Source organism: Acinetobacter sp. RW6 (assembly GCF_041956835.1).
Lineage (GTDB): Bacteria > Pseudomonadota > Gammaproteobacteria > Pseudomonadales > Moraxellaceae > Acinetobacter > Acinetobacter calcoaceticus.
Genome location: NZ_CP167121.1, coordinates 3,759,351 through 3,776,462 on the forward strand (window position 1 = coordinate 3,759,351; position 17,112 = coordinate 3,776,462).

The 17,112-nt window shown below is 41.0% G+C and carries 11 protein-coding genes; 10 read left to right on the plus strand and 1 reads right to left on the minus strand.

Annotated features, from left to right (window positions below; all coding sequences use genetic code 11):
* Positions 1 to 18: 18 nt before the first annotated feature.
* On the minus strand, positions 19 to 2,580 hold the full coding sequence (ponA, locus tag ACB088_RS17795; protein WP_133747411.1) for a penicillin-binding protein PBP1a: 2,562 nt from the start codon (positions 2,578 to 2,580) through the stop codon (positions 19 to 21).
* A gap of 161 nt (positions 2,581 to 2,741) precedes the next feature.
* On the opposite strand from ponA, the gene ACB088_RS17800 reads away from it, so the two are divergent.
* From ACB088_RS17800 to ACB088_RS17845, 10 genes are all read left to right on the plus strand, one after another.
* Positions 2,742 to 3,800, plus strand: a complete 1,059-nt coding sequence (locus ACB088_RS17800; protein WP_199989399.1) for a pilus assembly protein PilM — start codon at positions 2,742 to 2,744, stop codon at positions 3,798 to 3,800.
* Complete coding sequence (locus ACB088_RS17805; protein WP_017390950.1) at positions 3,800 to 4,441, plus strand: PilN domain-containing protein; 642 nt, start codon at positions 3,800 to 3,802, stop codon at positions 4,439 to 4,441. The genes ACB088_RS17800 and ACB088_RS17805 overlap by 1 nt, the downstream gene beginning before the upstream one ends.
* Complete coding sequence (locus ACB088_RS17810) at positions 4,438 to 5,190, plus strand: type 4a pilus biogenesis protein PilO (RefSeq protein ID WP_375037605.1); 753 nt, start codon at positions 4,438 to 4,440, stop codon at positions 5,188 to 5,190. Before ACB088_RS17805 ends, ACB088_RS17810 begins: the two co-directional genes overlap by 4 nt.
* 10 nt (positions 5,191 to 5,200) lie before the next feature.
* Positions 5,201 to 5,728, plus strand: coding sequence for a pilus assembly protein PilP (locus tag ACB088_RS17815; protein WP_045433419.1), 528 nt, complete (start codon positions 5,201 to 5,203; stop codon positions 5,726 to 5,728).
* A gap of 62 nt (positions 5,729 to 5,790) precedes the next feature.
* Entirely contained in the window at positions 5,791 to 7,944 is a 2,154-nt protein-coding gene (gene pilQ, locus ACB088_RS17820) for a type IV pilus secretin PilQ (protein WP_375037606.1), read from the plus strand.
* Between the two features lie 11 nt (positions 7,945 to 7,955).
* Positions 7,956 to 8,525, plus strand: a complete 570-nt coding sequence (gene aroK / locus ACB088_RS17825; protein WP_003653807.1) for a shikimate kinase AroK — start codon at positions 7,956 to 7,958, stop codon at positions 8,523 to 8,525.
* 28 nt (positions 8,526 to 8,553) lie between these two features.
* The gene (gene aroB, locus ACB088_RS17830; RefSeq protein WP_003653806.1) at positions 8,554 to 9,636 is read left to right on the plus strand and encodes a 3-dehydroquinate synthase; all 1,083 of its coding nucleotides are present in this window, start codon (positions 8,554 to 8,556) and stop codon (positions 9,634 to 9,636) included.
* 16 nt (positions 9,637 to 9,652) lie between these two features.
* On the plus strand, positions 9,653 to 10,534 hold the full coding sequence (locus tag ACB088_RS17835) for a hypothetical protein (RefSeq protein WP_375037607.1): 882 nt from the start codon (positions 9,653 to 9,655) through the stop codon (positions 10,532 to 10,534).
* Positions 10,535 to 10,995: 461 nt separating this feature from the next.
* Entirely contained in the window at positions 10,996 to 15,471 is a 4,476-nt protein-coding gene (gltB, locus tag ACB088_RS17840; RefSeq protein WP_171066144.1) for a glutamate synthase large subunit, read from the plus strand.
* Positions 15,472 to 15,540: 69 nt separating this feature from the next.
* Positions 15,541 to 16,962, plus strand: a complete 1,422-nt coding sequence (locus ACB088_RS17845) for a glutamate synthase subunit beta (RefSeq protein ID WP_017390954.1) — start codon at positions 15,541 to 15,543, stop codon at positions 16,960 to 16,962.
* Positions 16,963 to 17,112 lie beyond the last annotated feature (150 nt).

Consider the following 17,112-nt stretch of genomic DNA (forward strand, 5'->3'; position numbering starts at 1 on the left):
CGATGGCTTTTTTATTATTTATTCAATCTGATTAATCAGATTTTCTAGTTCGTCTTTTTCTCGCTTAGGCGCAGGTTCCTGTGAAGGTCTCATGGCAGGAGGTGCAGCTTTTGATGGAATAACAATTTCTTCGCCAGGTAAGTCGGCAAAGTCATTGTTATTGTTGAGCTTCGGTTGCGGTGGTGCTGGACGATATAGCGGACGAGCCAATGGTGGGGCTGCACGATAAGTTTTCTTATCGCTAACTTCTACTACTGCTTGATTTTTGTCACGTGAAATAGGTGCTTGAGCATCTTTGTCGAGGCGAACCCAAGCTGATGGTGTACCTTCCAATGCTTGACCCATAAAGTTGATCCAGATCGGTAATGCAGCAATACCACCATACTCACGACGACCTAGTGTCGTCGGTTGGTCAAATCCAACCCACGTCACAGTAACTAACTTGCCGTTGAAGCCAGCAAACCATGCGTCTTTTGCATCGTTGGTTGTACCTGTTTTACCGCCTAAGTCATTACGACCAATTTTAAGCGCGGCACGGCCTGTACCGTGTTCAATAACGTCTCGTAAAATATTAGCCATGTCATAAGCAGAACTTGATTTTAAAATACGCTGTGCCTGACGATATTCACTGTTCGCTTTATCAGTCTGTTTAAGATTAAGTTGCTTAGCTGCCTTTTCTTTCTGCTCTACATCTTTATTGGTAACTTCAATCACTTCATCATCTGTTGTCGTAGTTTTTTGCTCGTCATCAGTTGTGTCAGGCGCGTTAATACATGGAATACATGCATATTCTGGTTTAGCTTCATAAATCACTTTACCGTATGCATCTTCAATACGTTGAATAAAGTGCGGTTGAATGCGATAGCCGCCATTGGCGAAAGTCGAATATCCAGTTGCCATTTGAATTGGCAAGACTTGAGGAGTACCTAAGGCAATGGTGTAGTTACGTGGAATTTGATCTTCTTGTAAACCAAAATCCATAAATAACTGGCGAGTACGTTCAATTCCGACTGTCTGTAAAAGACGTACAGATACGGTGTTACGAGATAAATACAACGCACGGCGTAATGGAATCATTCCTAAATAACGACCGTCTGAGTTTCTCGGTGTCCACTTACCAATCGTGATAGGACTATCATTCACCATACTGTACGGCGTCATACCGCGCTCTAGTGCCAATGCATAGACAAAAGGTTTAATCGTTGAACCCGGTTGGCGCCAGCCTTGTAAAGCACGGTTAAATTTCGATTGATAGAAATTATAACCACCTACAATTGCTTCAATTGAGCCGTCGTTAGGATTGATTGCAATGAGTTGACCTTGAACTTTTGGAATCTGAACTAAAGACCATGCTGTTTTTGCTTCATTTGGACGTAAGCGAACAATATCTTTAACTTGAACAATTTGAGATGCACGGGAAGGAGCACCACCTACACTATTCGCATTGCGATAGGGACGGGCCCATGACATACCTGACCACTGTACAGTAACTGTTGTGCCATCTTGCATTAATGCTTCAAAAGAGCTGCTATTTACCTTAGTAACTTGTGCAGGGTAGGTGTTGGCATATGCTCTAAATTCACTTAATGGTTTGTCGTGTGCTTCCGCACCGCGCCAGCCATGACGACGGTCATAAGCTTCAAGACCATCTTGCACAGATTTCTCTGCAATCGCTTGGCGTTTAGCATTGATGGTTGTATAGACTTTATAGCCAGAATCAATTGCTTGTTCGCCAAAATGTTTTACGAGTTCTGAACGAACCATTTCACCTGCATAAGGATGAATATTATTTAGATCCCGATTGGGCATATTGAGGTTGATCGGTTCAGCTACAGCTTTTTGATATTCTGCTTGAGAGATATAACCCAGCTGTAACATACGACCTAAAATCCAGTTACGACGTTCAAGTGCACGCTCTGGATTAACCACAGGGTTGTATTTAGAAGGCGCTTTTGGCAAACCTGCGATCATTGCCATTTGAGCAATGCTTAGCTCATTAATACTTTTGTTGTAATAAATTTTGGCTGCTGCTGCGATACCATAGGCATTTTTTCCTAAAAAGATTTTATTCACATAGAGACTGAGAATTTCTTCTTTAGATAAATTTTGCTCAATTTTTCGAGCCAAAAAGATCTCGGTTATTTTGCGTTTTAATGTTCTTTCTGGACTCAAATAATAGTTCTTTGCAACCTGCATAGTGATGGTTGAACCACCAGTTTGCACATCAGAGCCAGTCACACTTTCACTTAAAGCACGCCCTAAACCCTTAAAACTGATCCCGCTATGTTCAAAGAAAGAAGAGTCTTCTGCTGCTAAAAATGCATGAATAAAAGCAGGAGGAATTTGTTTGTATTCAACCGGAATAGACAGCTTACCACCATACTCGGCAATCAGTTGATTATCTGATGTGTAGACCTGTAGTGGTTTTAAAAGCGGAGCTTTTTTTAGTGAACTCATTTCTGGGAGCGATGGGGCGATATAGAGATACATGCCATAAAAGCCCATCGGAAGTGAGACTAAGATAATAATAATGATCAAAAAAATTGGACGCACGAAGCCCAAACTGGATAGCTTTTTCATGATAAGTAAGCTTTAATAAGATCGAATACAAACTAATTGTGGTCAGTATAGCCTTTAGACATGCGGATTGTTAGATGAGATATTGTATCCGTGTAAAAATAAAGACCTAGATTATTGGTTTGTAATTTTTTTTGGGGATAAAAAAATAATAGGACAATAGTGTGCTCAGGTTATATCGTAAACCGAATAAGGGGTTAATGGGTGTCGATATTAGTTCGACTTCTGTTAAGTTGTTAGAGCTCTCTGTTAAGAACGGTAAATATTGGGTAGAAAGCTATGCTTTGATGCCTTTACCCGAGAACAGTGTAGTTGAAAAAAATATCTTGAATCCAGAAGCAGTTGCAGAAGCTTTGGAACGGGCGATGAATTTAGCAAATCCCCAAACCAGTAACGCTGCAATTGCTGTTCCAACATCGACGGTTATTCATAAAACCATCGAAATGGATGCAGATATGAATGATGATGAACGAGAAGTTCAGATTCGATTAGATGCGGAGCAGTATATACCGTTCCCTTTGGATGAAGTGAGCCTTGATTTTGAGGTTTTACCAGATCGACTGCCTAATCCAAACCGTGTGAATGTACTTTTAGTTGCAACAAGAACAGAAAATGTTGAAACACGAGTAGAAGTACTGGAACTGGTGGACTTAACTCCTAAGCTTGCTGATGTAGAAAGTTATGCTGTCGAGCGTGCTTTTAGTGTATTTGCTGATAGCTTGCCAATGGGTGCAAATACCATTGGTATTTTAGATATCGGCCATACCATGACCACATTATCGGTTATGCAAAGTGGCAAGATCATTTATACCCGTGAACAAGTTTTTGGTGGCAAACAGCTGACTTTGGAAATTCAAAGTCGTTATGGCCTGTCTTTAGATGAGGCGGGACGAGCAAAAAAAGAGCGCTCTTTACCAGATGATTATGACATCGAAATCTTAGAGCCATTTCTTGATGCTGTAGTGCAACAAGCAGCCCGATCTCTACAATTTTTCTTCTCTTCATCACAATTCAATGAAATTGACCATATTTTACTCGCTGGTGGGAATGCCAATATTCCTGGGCTTGCTAAATTGTTGCAGCAAAAACTTGGTTACCGTGTGACCATTGCCAATCCGTTTTTACAAATGGGCTTTTCTCCTCAAGTCGACGTTCAAAAAATTGAAAATGATGCCTCATCGTTAATGGTGGCATGTGGCTTGGCTTTAAGGAGTTTTGATTAATGGCAACAATTAATTTACTCCCTTGGCGTGATGGGCTTAGGGAACAGCGCAAAAAACAATTTATTATTTTCTGTTTTGGGGTAGTTGTTCTGGGGATCACCACTGTATTTTCTGGGTGGTTTTATTTGAATCAAAAATTAAATGATCAAGAACAAGCTAATCAACTCATCACCAGTACAAACCAGAGTCTAGATCAACAACTTAAAACCTTAAATGGTCTGCAAGAACAGCGTGACGCTATTATCGAGCGTATGAAACTTATTCAGGGATTGCAAAGTCAGCGCCCTGTTGTTGTACGTTTGGTAGATGAATTGGTACGTGTTACTCCTGCTGCGATGTATTTGACTAAATTTAGTCGAACTGGAGATAAATTTACCATTGAAGGTAAAGCGGAAAGTCCAAATACGGTCGCAGAGTTATTACGTAATCTCGAAGCATCACCATGGTATCGCAACGCTTTTATGAACTCTTTCTTAGCGACTGAAGAGAAAAAAGATAAGACTGCGAGTTCGCTGCTTCCTCGAGTGGAAGATAGCTATGGCAGTTTTGTTGTGACTGTTGATTTGGGCGAAATGGGGGTGACTACAACAGATGATACCGCCAATACGTCTGTAAGTACGGATAAGGGGGCGGTTAAATGAGTCCGGATGAACTTCATGAGTTGTCGTTAGAACAAGCTCCATCTAAGAAAAAAAAGATCACCATAGAAAAATTTCTTCAGCAATTTAACACACTAGATATGAACAGCTATGGTAGCTGGCCATTATCTGTGAAAATTACTTGCTGGGTTTTTATTTTCTTTGCTGTGTTGGCTTTGGGATATTTTGTTGTTATTCAGCCAAAGCTACAAGCAATTGATAATGCACAGGCACAAGAAAGTAATTTGTTGAATGAGTTTCGAGAAAAAGATTCAAAATTGCGTAACTTGCAGCAATATCAGCTTCAACTTCAAGAGATGCAAGCAAACTTTAATCAGCAGTTAGAGCAACTGCCAAAAGAAACCGAAATTCCAAGTTTGGTTGAAGATATTAATTTAACTGGGGTGAATTCTGGCCTGAAGTTTAAAAATATCCGTTTAGAAGATGAAGTGAAACAAGAAATCTTTATTGAACAGCCTATTACGATGGAAGCAACCGGCGATTATCACGCTTTTGGTGCTTTTGTCAGTAGTATTGCGGCATTACCACGTATTGTGACAATGCATGACTTTGTTGTAGAAGCTGCACCTGTTAATAAAGATAGTAAGTCAGATATTCCTGTACTTAATTATTCTATTAAAGCAAAAACTTATCGCTATATGGGCGCTGTAGAAAATGCTGAACATCCGGAAAACAACGCTTCGGCTTCAGTAGCACCTGTTTCCTCTACTGCTAATACACAGTCGAAATAGGAGCATTACAATGAAACTTAAGCAAATTTCTTTTTCTATTTTGGCATGTTTAGTTTTAGTCGGATGTGACTCGAGAATTGACGCTGTAAATCAGCAAATGGCAGATATACGTAACCAGCCACCACAGCAGATAGATCCAGCACCTGTTTTCACACCTGTGCCACAGTTTAATTATGCGGCTCATCAGCTAAAGAGTCCATTTTTACCAAGCTCTCTTGCTGCTGAGCTCAAAATTATGGCAGGAAAACGGGTATATCCGAATTTCTCACGTGCACCTCAGCCTCTAGAAAGTTATGCATTAGAATCCTTAAATATGAAAGGAAGCATACGTAATAACCGTGGGCAAGTACTGGCTCTTATCCAATCACCTGATCAGCAAATTGAGCGAGTGCAGGTGGGGAACTATATCGGGATGAATCAAGGGCGTATTACCCATATTGGTCCAACCCAGATTGATCTGGTAGAAATTGTCCCCGATGGGCGCGAAGGCTATGTGGAGAGACCAAGAACCTTAGTGTTAATTGGACCCGCACCCTAAAATTTAGGGAATAACAAAGAAAAAGTATTTTTAAAGATTATTTAATTGGGGAAGGTCAGACAATGAATCACGTATTCCGTCAGTTTTCTATGGGGGCTGTAACCATTGCAGTTATGCAAGTTGCATCTGCACAGGTCAGCATGACCAATATTGTACCGACACAAATTGCAGGTCAGGGTACAGAAATTAGAGTTATGTTTAATGGTTTGCCGCCACAACCACAGGCATATCAACTTGAAAATCCTTCACGTTTGATTTTGGATTTTAATAAAGCTCAGCAGACTTTAACACAGTCAAAAGTGGCAATTGGTACAAATGAAGCGAGCTCGGTCGATGTAAGTTCTGACGATCAGCGCTCACGTTTAACTGTAAATTTAAAAGAGGCGGGTGCATTTACAACGCGCATAGAAGGCAATACTTTTATTTTAAAGATTAATTCAGCTCAAGCAGCTATTAAACCTTTATCAACAAATACAATGCAACCCCAAGGCGTTTCAAATATTGGCTTTCAGCGTGGTGGTCAAGGTGAAGGGTTAATTGTTATTGATTTATTGGGAAGTAATACTCCTGTTGATGTTCAACAACAAGGCAGCAAAGTCGTAGTGAGGACATTGGGTTCTAAAATTCCCACTCATTTAGCTAAACGTTTAAATGTGAACGATTTTGCGACCCCTGTTTCTACCATCGAATCTTATAACGAAAAAGGCAATGGCGTTATTACGATCCAATCTACTGGTAGCTATGAATATATGGCCTATCAAGCGGAAAATAAACTCACCATTAGCTTAAAGCGTCCACAAGACAAAAACGTAACTTCTTTATATAAGACGCCTAATTACTCTGGTAATAAGCTTTCTCTTGATTTTCAAGATATTGAAGTTCGTAGGGTTCTACAGTTACTTGCCGATTTTACGGGCATTAATATGGTGGCCGCAGATAGTGTTCAGGGTAATATTACTTTGCGCTTGAAAGATGTTCCGTGGGATCAGGCACTTGATATTATTTTAAAAACTAAAAATCTGGATAAACGTAGAAATGGTAATGTCATTTGGGTTGCGCCTGTTGCAGAGTTGATTAAGGCTGAAGAAGAAGAAGCAAAAGCTGTGGCACAGAGTGTCAAACTGGCTCCATTGCAAACTGAGTATATTCAACTTAAATATGCGCGAGCTCAAGATATCATGAGCTTAGTAACAAAAGGTTCAAACAATAATAATGGTATGCAAAGCACTTCTGGTGATGGAACTTCAACCTCAACCAATTTAAATACTGGGGTTGATAGTTTAGGTAATAACGTTGGGAGTTTGTTGAGTCCACGTGGAACAATTACTCAAGATGATCGAACCAATACCTTAATTATTAATGATACAGCACAGTCGATTGATCAAATTCGTAAAATGATTGATTTGTTGGATGTGCAAGTCAAACAGGTCATGGTTGAAGCGCGAATTGTAAGAGCATCTACTTCATTCACCAAAGAGCTTGGGGTTAAGTGGGGAATATTATCACAAGGGGTGAACAGTAATAACAGTTTGTTGGTGGGGGGGAGTGATACGACGCTTTGGAATTTAAGAGAACCAGATGATGAAGGTAAATACACGATTGAACGGCCAGATAATTTAAACGTTGATTTGGGTGTTACCTCAGCCGGAGCCAGTAGCATAGCTTTTAGCTTAATTAGTATGTCTGATTTTATGCTGGATTTAGAGTTATCAGCATTGCAGGCAGATGGTTATGGTGAAGTGATTTCAACACCAAAAGTCATGACTGCAGATAAACAAAGAGCTAGAGTGGCAACAGGTCAGCAAGTTCCATATCAAACTACAACTAATTCTGCTGCCGGCTCAACTGCCACAACTTCTTTTAAAGATGCGCTGTTAAGTTTGGATGTTACGCCAAGTATTACACCTGATGGTAAAATTCAAATGAAATTGGATATTTCAAAAGACTCGGTTGCCGATAGTGCGCCTAATGGTGAGTTAATTTTGAATAAAAATCAGATTAATACCAATGTATTGGTGAATAATGGGGAAACCGTTATTTTGGGTGGAGTATTTGAACAGGCAACTTCTAATTCACAAACCAAAGTTCCTTTCTTTGGAGACCTCCCTGTAGTTGGCCGTTTATTTAGAAAAGATGTGAAATCTGATGATAAACAAGAGCTACTGATTTTCGTTACGCCACGAATTGTTAATGACACTTTGGTGAGAAATCATTAATATATTTTTCAATGAAAGCAATTGAAATAGGTGGCGCCTTGCCAAGCAAAGCGTTTGAAACCCTGCCAAATATTTATTTGGTAGGGCCCATGGGGGCAGGAAAAACAACCGTTGGACGCCATTTAGCCGAACTATTGGGGCGTGAATTTTTAGATAGTGATCATGAAATTGAGCGCAAAACGGGTGCTACTATTCCTTGGATTTTCGAAAAAGAAGGGGAAATTGGATTTCGTACTCGTGAAACCATCGTTTTGAATGAGTTGACTTCTCGTAATGCCTTGGTATTGGCAACTGGCGGTGGTGCCATCACTCAAGCGCCAAATCGTGAGTTTCTAAAGCAGCGCGGTATTGTTGTTTACCTCTACACTCCTGTGGAACTTCAATTACAACGAACGTATCGCGATAAAAACAGACCTCTATTACAAGTTGAAAACCCTGAACAAAAATTGCGTGATTTGTTAAAAACACGTGATCCTTTATATCGTGAAGTTGCTCATTATACGATTGAAACTAATCAGGGTGCAGCTCGTGATCTTGCTCAAAAGATTTTGCAACTTATTTTGTCTAACACGCTAATATAGCCAAACTTACTCGTGGTTTTATAAATTCATGCAAACTTTACATGTTGAATTAGGCGAACGCCGTTACCCTATTTTTATTGGCAGTCAACTTGATCCTAAACAGTTGCTTGAGCCTTATATTCATGGTCAACAGGTCATGATCGTGAGTAACGAAACGGTCGCTCCTTTATATTTATCTCATTATCAAGAAGCGTTAAAAAGTTTGGGTAAAACTATAGCTACTTGTATTTTGCCTGATGGTGAAAAATATAAAGATATTCAACATTTAAATTTAATTTTTGATGCATTGCTCGAAGCTGGTTTTAACCGAGATTGTACGGTTTTAGCTTTAGGCGGTGGTGTTATTGGTGATATGGCTGGCTTTGCCTCAGCATGTTTCCAGCGTGGTGTATATTTTGTTCAGGTTCCTACCACACTTCTTTCACAGGTAGATTCAAGTGTGGGTGGTAAAACTGGAATTAACCATCCACTGGGTAAGAACATGCTTGGTGCATTTCAGCAGCCTCAAGTTGTTTTGGCTGATATGGCTCAACTCAACACTTTACCAGATCGTGAGTTGTCTGCTGGATTGTCCGAAGTCATTAAGTATGCCTTGTTAGGTGATGCCGATTTTCTCGTTTGGTTAGAACAAAATATGGATGGCTTGGTTGGTCGAGATGCTAATCTTTTAGCTGAAGCTGTTTATCGTTCATGCGCCCATAAAGCCCGTATTGTTGCAAATGATGAAAAAGAGCAAGGCGAGCGTGCTTTACTCAACCTAGGTCATACGTTTGGTCATGCTATAGAATCTTACCTTGGTTATGGCACTTGGTTGCATGGCGAAGCAGTTGCTACCGGCATGGTAATGGCAGCTGATTTATCACAGCGTTTAGGCTGGATTTCAAGCGATGATGTAGAGCGTACAAAAAAAATTATTCAACGCGCTAATTTGCCGATATCATGTCCAAAAATTCCATTGGATGAATTCCTTGGATATATGGCACATGATAAAAAAGTCCTCAATGGTCAATTACGTTTAGTGTTGTTAAAGCAACTTGGACAAGCGGTAATTACTAAAGACTTTGATGTTGAACTCATGAAACAAGCTATTTTGGCAAATCAACACGGATAATAAATTAAGGTAACACATGACTGTATCACGTACACTTTGGCAGAATGTTCAACAATATATCTGGTTGGTGGGTGGTATCGTCTGCTTGTTTTTGGCTTTTATTTTCTGGGTAATGACTGATAGTAAGAAGCTTGTCGAAGTTGAAAAAGCAGCCGATTCAGACACACCAGTGCAAATTCAGCCAGAAAAAGTGGCAACAACGGCTAACTTGGGGGCTTTAGCTGATGAAGTTAGGCCTCTTGATTTAACGACTCGGACGGTTGTATCTGGTCAACATGAGGCAGAGTTCCGCGGTACAAAGTTTATTAACGAAAACAAGAAACAATGGACGCTTGAGCTGTTCCGTACATCTGACGAGGATATTATTAAAAACTTTTTAAAGAATCGTTCAGACCAAAATAAATTTATCTACTTCCGATTAAGTGGAGAAAAGCAATCTGAACAATATGTTTTGACATATGGCGTATTTAAACGTTCTGAAGATGCAATTCAGCAGTTAACACAACTGAATCTTAATTTGCCTGAATCAATTAAGCCGCAACCTCAACAATTTTCGACTTATGTGCCACTCGTCAATGACTTAGGTGCGGATGAAATGAAAGGTGGTATTAGCCAAACTTATGAAGTGCGGTTACGCCCAGCTGCCTTGCCTAAAATTGATGAGTCTTTGCTTATGGGCGCAGGTGTAAATGGGGCTATCAGTACGCAACCTAAAGTGGCTGCTCCGGCAACAAATTCTACAACTCGGACAACCATTATTCGTCGAGATGCCGAGGGAAATGTTGTAGATGTACACCAGTCTAATTCTGCTGCTGACACTGCTAAAAAGGCTCAACAAAATCGTGCAACTGAAGCTCCTCCAAAAAATGCAACAAATGAGGGCGCAAGAGGGAACTAACGGTAAGAATAATTTGCACAAATATGGTGCAATAATAAGAAATACATATACTCTTTGACCAAGTGTGGTGCATATTTGGTCATTTATTAAAATGATAGCCTGAATAAAACTGATCTATTTTTAATAAATATAATAACTTAAGTTGAAAAAATCATATTGGCATAGTTTTTGCTTTATTCTTGTGCTTATTAATGTACTGCTAACTATTTTGGCGCTCTAAAGAGGGAAGTCTATGCAGAGTCGTGGGGTCGAACTGCTTTAAAAGAGTGCGAAATAAGTCAAAACATTTTTCTAGCAAAAACCAGTGTACGCATTTATGGAACAGCGTATATTGGCTTATCAGCCCAAAATTTTTTTTTGCGAAACATTGAGCTAACTATCGTCCGTAGGCAATATCGCAGAAATAAGTTGTTTGTTTGACGCTCGAAAGAGCCTTATTGAAAGAAGGGTACGCTATGCACATGCCATCGCCTAATACTGTAGCTCCCGCTCAAGGTTTATATCAACCTGATGAGTTTAAGGATAACTGTGGTTTTGGACTGATTGCCCATATGAAGGGTGAATCAAGTCATCATCTTGTAGAAACCGCGATTCACAGTTTAAGTTGCATGACGCACCGTGGTGGTATTGCCGCAGATGGCAAGACGGGAGATGGGTGCGGCTTATTATTGGCGATGCCAAAGCAATTTTTTCGTGATGAAGCAAAAAAACTGAGTGATATTACACTGAGCGAAGTTTTTGCTGTGGGTACGGTATTTCTAAATATTGATCCGGCATTAGCGCAACATTCTAAAAATATTTTAAATAAAGAAATTGAAGCAGAAGGCTTACGCGTACTGGCTTGGCGTGTTGTGCCTACAAATAACGATGCACTAGGTGAAATTGCACTTCAATCTTTACCTGCTTTTGAACAGGTCATTGTGAACTGTCCAATGGGTGTAACCGAAGTTGAGTTCAACCGTAAGCTATTTTTGGCGCGTCGCCGTGCGGAACAACAATTACAAAAAGATCCGTTATTCTATGTGACTACGCTTTGTTCGACAGTGATCACCTATAAAGGCTTGATGATGCCTGCTGCGATTGCTGAGTTCTATACAGACTTGGCAGACGAACGTTTAAAATCACACATCGTCGTGTTCCATCAACGTTTCTCGACCAACACTTTACCACGTTGGCCGTTGGCTCAGCCTTTCCGTTATCTTGCTCATAATGGTGAAATTAACACCATTACAGCAAACCGTAACTGGTCATTAGCACGTACTCCTAAATTTGAAAATCCATTGTTGCCGGGCTTAACTGAACTTAACCCGATGGTGAACCGTACTGGTTCAGACTCATCAAGCTTAGATAATATGCTTGAGATATTGGTCGGCGGCGGGATGGATTTATTCCGTGCGTTACGTATGCTCGTACCACCAGCTTGGCAAAACGTAGAAACTTTAGATGCGGACTTACGCGCATTCTATGAGTTCAACTCTAAGCACATGGAAGCTTGGGATGGTCCTGCGGGCTTGGTAATTCAAGATGGTCGTCATGCAATCTGTATGCTTGACCGTAATGGTTTACGTCCTGCACGTTGGGTAATTACTAAAAATGATTACATTACCTTAGCATCAGAAATTGGTGTTTGGGGCTATGAACCTGAAGACGTGGTTTCTAAAGGCCGTGTAGGTCCAGGTCAAATTTTGGTAGTTGATACCTTAACAGGCAAAGTGCTTGATACTAAAGATGTAAACACTCATCTTAAAAACATGCGTCCGTACCGTGAATGGTTGCGTGATCATGCAATTCGCTTAAAGGCTAATCCTGAACTTGAAGAACAATTAGTTGATCAAGGTTTAACTGGCGATGCTTTAAAAGCAGCTCAAAAAATGTTTATGGTGACATTTGAAGAGCGTGACCAGTTATTGCGTCCAATTGCTGAAAGTGGTCAGGAAGCAGTAGGTTCTATGGGTGATGATACGCCAATGGCTGTATTGTCTCGTCAAGTACGTCATGTGACTGATTATTTCCGTCAACAATTTGCACAGGTGACTAACCCTCCAATCGATCCATTACGTGAATCGATTGTAATGTCCCTTGAGACGTGTTTAGGTCGTGAGCAGAATGTATTTGAGCAAGGTCCAGAGCACGCAGATCGAATCATTATTTCGAGCCCTGTTCTGTCTAACTCAAAAATACAGCAAATCCGTAGTATTGATCGTGCAGGCTATGAGTCTGTTGACATCAATTTGAACTATGCTGAAGAAGAGGGTTTGCAAGCGGCGATTACACGTATTTGTGAAGAAGCAGCACAAGCCGTTCGTGATGGTAAAACTTTAATTGTTTTAACTGATAAAAATATTCGCCAAGGTTTCTTGCCTGCAAATGCAGCACTTGCAACAGGTGCGGTACACCATTACCTCATTAAAACTGGTTTACGTACTGATGCTAACATCATGGTTGAAACTGGTTTTGCACGTGATCCGCACCAATTTGCGGTATTACTTGGTTTCGGTGCAACCGCAGTTTACCCATACCTTGCATATGACGTGATTAATGACTTGATTGCTAAAGGTGAGCTTTTAGGTGATCCAATCCATGCGCAAGCGAACTTCCGTAAAGGGATTGAGAAAGGCTTATTAAAAGTTCTTTCAAAAATGGGTATCTCTACAGTTGCTTCGTATCGTGGCGGTCAGCTTTTTGAAGCAGTAGGTTTGTCATCTGAAGTTGTAGACCAGTGCTTCTTGGGTGTTCCAAGCCGTATTCAGGGTGCAACATTTGCTGACCTTGAAAAAGACCAGAAAAAATTAGCAGCTACAGCATGGTCAAATCGTAAACCGATTGATCAGGGTGGTTTGCTTAAATTTGTATTTGATAAAGAGTACCACGCGTTCAACCCAGATGTGATTAACTCATTACATACGGCTGTTCGCTCTGGTAAGTATGAAGACTTTAAAGTATATGCTGAGTTGGTTAACAACCGTCCGGTTGCAACTATTCGTGACTTATTCAAGTTAAAAACAACAAATTCGATTCCAGTTGACCAAGTAGAGTCAGTTGCAGATATCTTGCCTCGTTTTGACTCGGCAGGTATGTCTTTAGGTGCTCTTTCTCCAGAAGCACATGAAGCAATTGCAATCGCGATGAATACGATTGGTGGTCGTTCAAACTCTGGTGAGGGGGGTGAAGATCCTGTTCGCTACGGCACAATTCGTAACTCGAAAATCAAACAGATCGCATCTGGTCGTTTTGGTGTAACACCTGCTTACTTAACTTCTGCTGAAGTATTGCAAATTAAAGTTGCTCAAGGTGCAAAACCAGGTGAAGGCGGTCAGTTACCAGGCGGTAAAGTAAATGGCTTAATTGCACGTTTACGTTACTCTGTACCGGGTGTAACGCTGATTTCACCTCCACCACATCACGATATTTACTCAATTGAAGATTTGTCTCAGTTAATTTTTGACTTGAAACAAGTTAACCCGAAAGCAATGGTGTCAGTAAAACTGGTATCTGAACCGGGTGTGGGTACAATTGCCGCAGGTGTTGCTAAGGCATATGCAGACTTCATTACCATTTCTGGTTATGACGGTGGTACAGCAGCATCTCCACTTTCATCAATTCACCATGCGGGTTCTCCATGGGAATTAGGTCTTAGTGAGGCGCATCAAGCACTTCGCGTGAATGACTTACGTGGCAAAGTACGCGTACAAACTGATGGTGGTTTAAAAACAGGTCTTGATGTGATCAAGGCAGCAATTTTAGGTGCTGAGAGCTTTGGTTTCGGTTCAACACCAATGATTGCTTTAGGTTGTAAATATCTACGTATTTGTCACTTGAACAACTGTGCAACCGGCGTTGCAACTCAACAAGACCACTTACGTCAAGAGCACTATATTGGCGAGCCAGAAATGCTCATCAATTTCTTCCACTTTATTGCGGAAGAGACTCGTGAATGGTTGGCAGCTTTAGGTGTTTCTTCATTGAAAGACTTAATTGGTCGTGTTGATTTACTTGAAGTATTACCGGGTGAAACTGAAAAACATGCCCACCTTGATTTAAGTGCATTATTAACGTCTCATCCATCTGCTGACGGTAAAGCACAGTACTGTGAAGTACAAGGTAATGCACCATTTGATAAAGGTGTATTGGCTGAGAAAATGGTTGAGGAAATGCTTCCTGCAATTGAATCAAGTGCAGGTGGTCAGTTCAACTTCAAAGTTGTGAACTGTGACCGTTCGATTGGTGCTCGTGTGTCAGGTGAAATTGCTCGTCGCTACGGTAACTTAGGCATGGAAGTGCACCCTGTTGTAATGAACTTAACTGGTACTGCTGGTCAGTCGCTTGGTGTATGGAACGCTGGTGGTTTACACATCCGTCTTGAAGGTGATGCAAACGACTATGTGGGTAAAGGTATGGCAGGTGGTCGTATCTCAATCTTCCCACCACAAGGTTCGCCTTTCCAAACACAAAACACAGCAATTATTGGTAATACCTGTTTGTATGGTGCAACTGGCGGTAAGCTTTTTGCAGCGGGTACAGCGGGTGAGCGTTTTGCGGTTCGTAACTCTGGTGCATTTGCAGTAATTGAAGGCGCTGGTGATCACTGCTGTGAATATATGACAGGTGGTGTTGTAACTGTACTTGGTAAAGTAGGCCATAACTTTGGTGCGGGCATGACTGGTGGTTTTGCTTATGTACTTGACCTTGATAATGACTTTGTAGATTACTACAACCATGAATTGATTGATTTAAATCGTATTTCAACAGAATCTATGGAAGATCATAAAGAGTTCTTGTTGCGTATTATCGATGAGCATATCAAAGAAACAGGTAGTGCTTGGGCTTATAAAATCCGCAATGAGTTCGATTTCTACAGCCGTAAATTCTGGCTTGTGAAACCAAAGGCTGCTAATTTGCAAACGCTTTTGAAAACAACACAAGCTGATCCACAATAATTCCACGACTGCAACGACATAGGCAGGTGCGGGCAACAGTGAAATCCGCGCCTACCCACGGAGAGAGACATGGCAGAACGCCTAAATAATGACTTTCAATTTCTGGATGTAGCACGCCAAGATCCAGAGAAAAAAGATATTACTGTCCGCAAAGCAGAATTTGTGGAAATTTATAAACCTTTTACATCGGAAACAGTCGCTAATCAGACTCACCGTTGTTTAGGTTGTGGTAACCCATATTGCGAATGGAAATGTCCTGTACATAACTACATTCCAAACTGGTTAAAACTCATCGCTGAAGGCCAAATTTTCCAAGCGGCTGAGCTTTGCCATCAAACAAACACATTACCTGAGGTATGTGGTCGCGTATGTCCACAAGACCGTTTATGTGAAGGTGCTTGTACCTTAAATGATGGTTTTGGTGCCGTGACTATTGGTAATGCTGAAAAATATATTAACGACACAGCCTTCGCTTTAGGTTGGCGTCCAGATATGTCAGGCGTGAAATGGACTGACAAAAAAGTAGCAATCATTGGTGCTGGTCCAGCAGGTCTAGGTTGCGCGGATATTTTAGCTCGTGGTGGTGTTAAGCCAGTTGTATTCGATAAGCGTCCTGAAATTGGTGGCTTACTTACATTCGGTATTCCAGAATTTAAAATGGAAAAAGATGTAATGAAGCGCCGTCGTGAAATTTTCACAGGTATGGGCATCGAATTCCGCTTAAATACTGAAATTGGTACAGATGTCACCATTGATGAATTACTTGCAGAATATGATGCTGTATTCATGGGTATGGGAACTTATACCTACATGAAGGGTGGCTTCCCAGGTGAAGATCTTGCAGGTGTTTATGATGCACTTGATTTCTTGATCTCTAACGTAAATCGTTGCCAAGGTTGGGAAAAAGACCCAAGCGAGTACATTAGCTTAGATGGTAAAAAAGTAATTGTACTTGGTGGTGGCGACACTGCGATGGACTGTAACCGTACTTCATTACGTCAAGGCGCTCATGATGTAACGTGTGCATACCGTCGTGATGAAAGCAACATGCCAGGCTCTGCGCGTGAAGTAAAAAATGCCTATGAAGAAGGTGTGAAATTCTTATTCAATCGTCAACCGATCGAAATCGTAGGCGAAAATGGCAAAGTGACAGGCGTTAAAGTGGTGACGACTCAAATGGGTGAACCCGATAGTCGTGGCCGTCGTAGCCCTGAACCAGTTCCTGGTTCTGAAGAAGTCTTACCAGCTGATGCGGTTTTACTTGCATTTGGTTTCCGCCCAAGCCCAGCTGACTGGTTTGGTAACGTGAATATTAATCTTGATGGTTCAGGCCGTGTTGTGGCAGCTGAAAAGCAAGAGTTCAAATTCCAGACATCGAACCCGAAAATCTTTGCTGGTGGCGATATGGTCCGTGGTTCAGACCTTGTCGTGACTGCGATTTGGGAAGGCCGTCAAGCTGCTGAAGGAATTTTAGACTACCTCGGTGTTTAATCTAAAAAACTATTTTTAAAGTTTTTAATAAAGCCTGCTTGATGCAGGCTTTATTTTTACCGCTAGTCACTTTGACATTTTTGGCAAATACAATAAGCTTTTTTGCCCTTTTTAGCCTTCTAAACTCACGACATACTCAAAGCTTCTTTC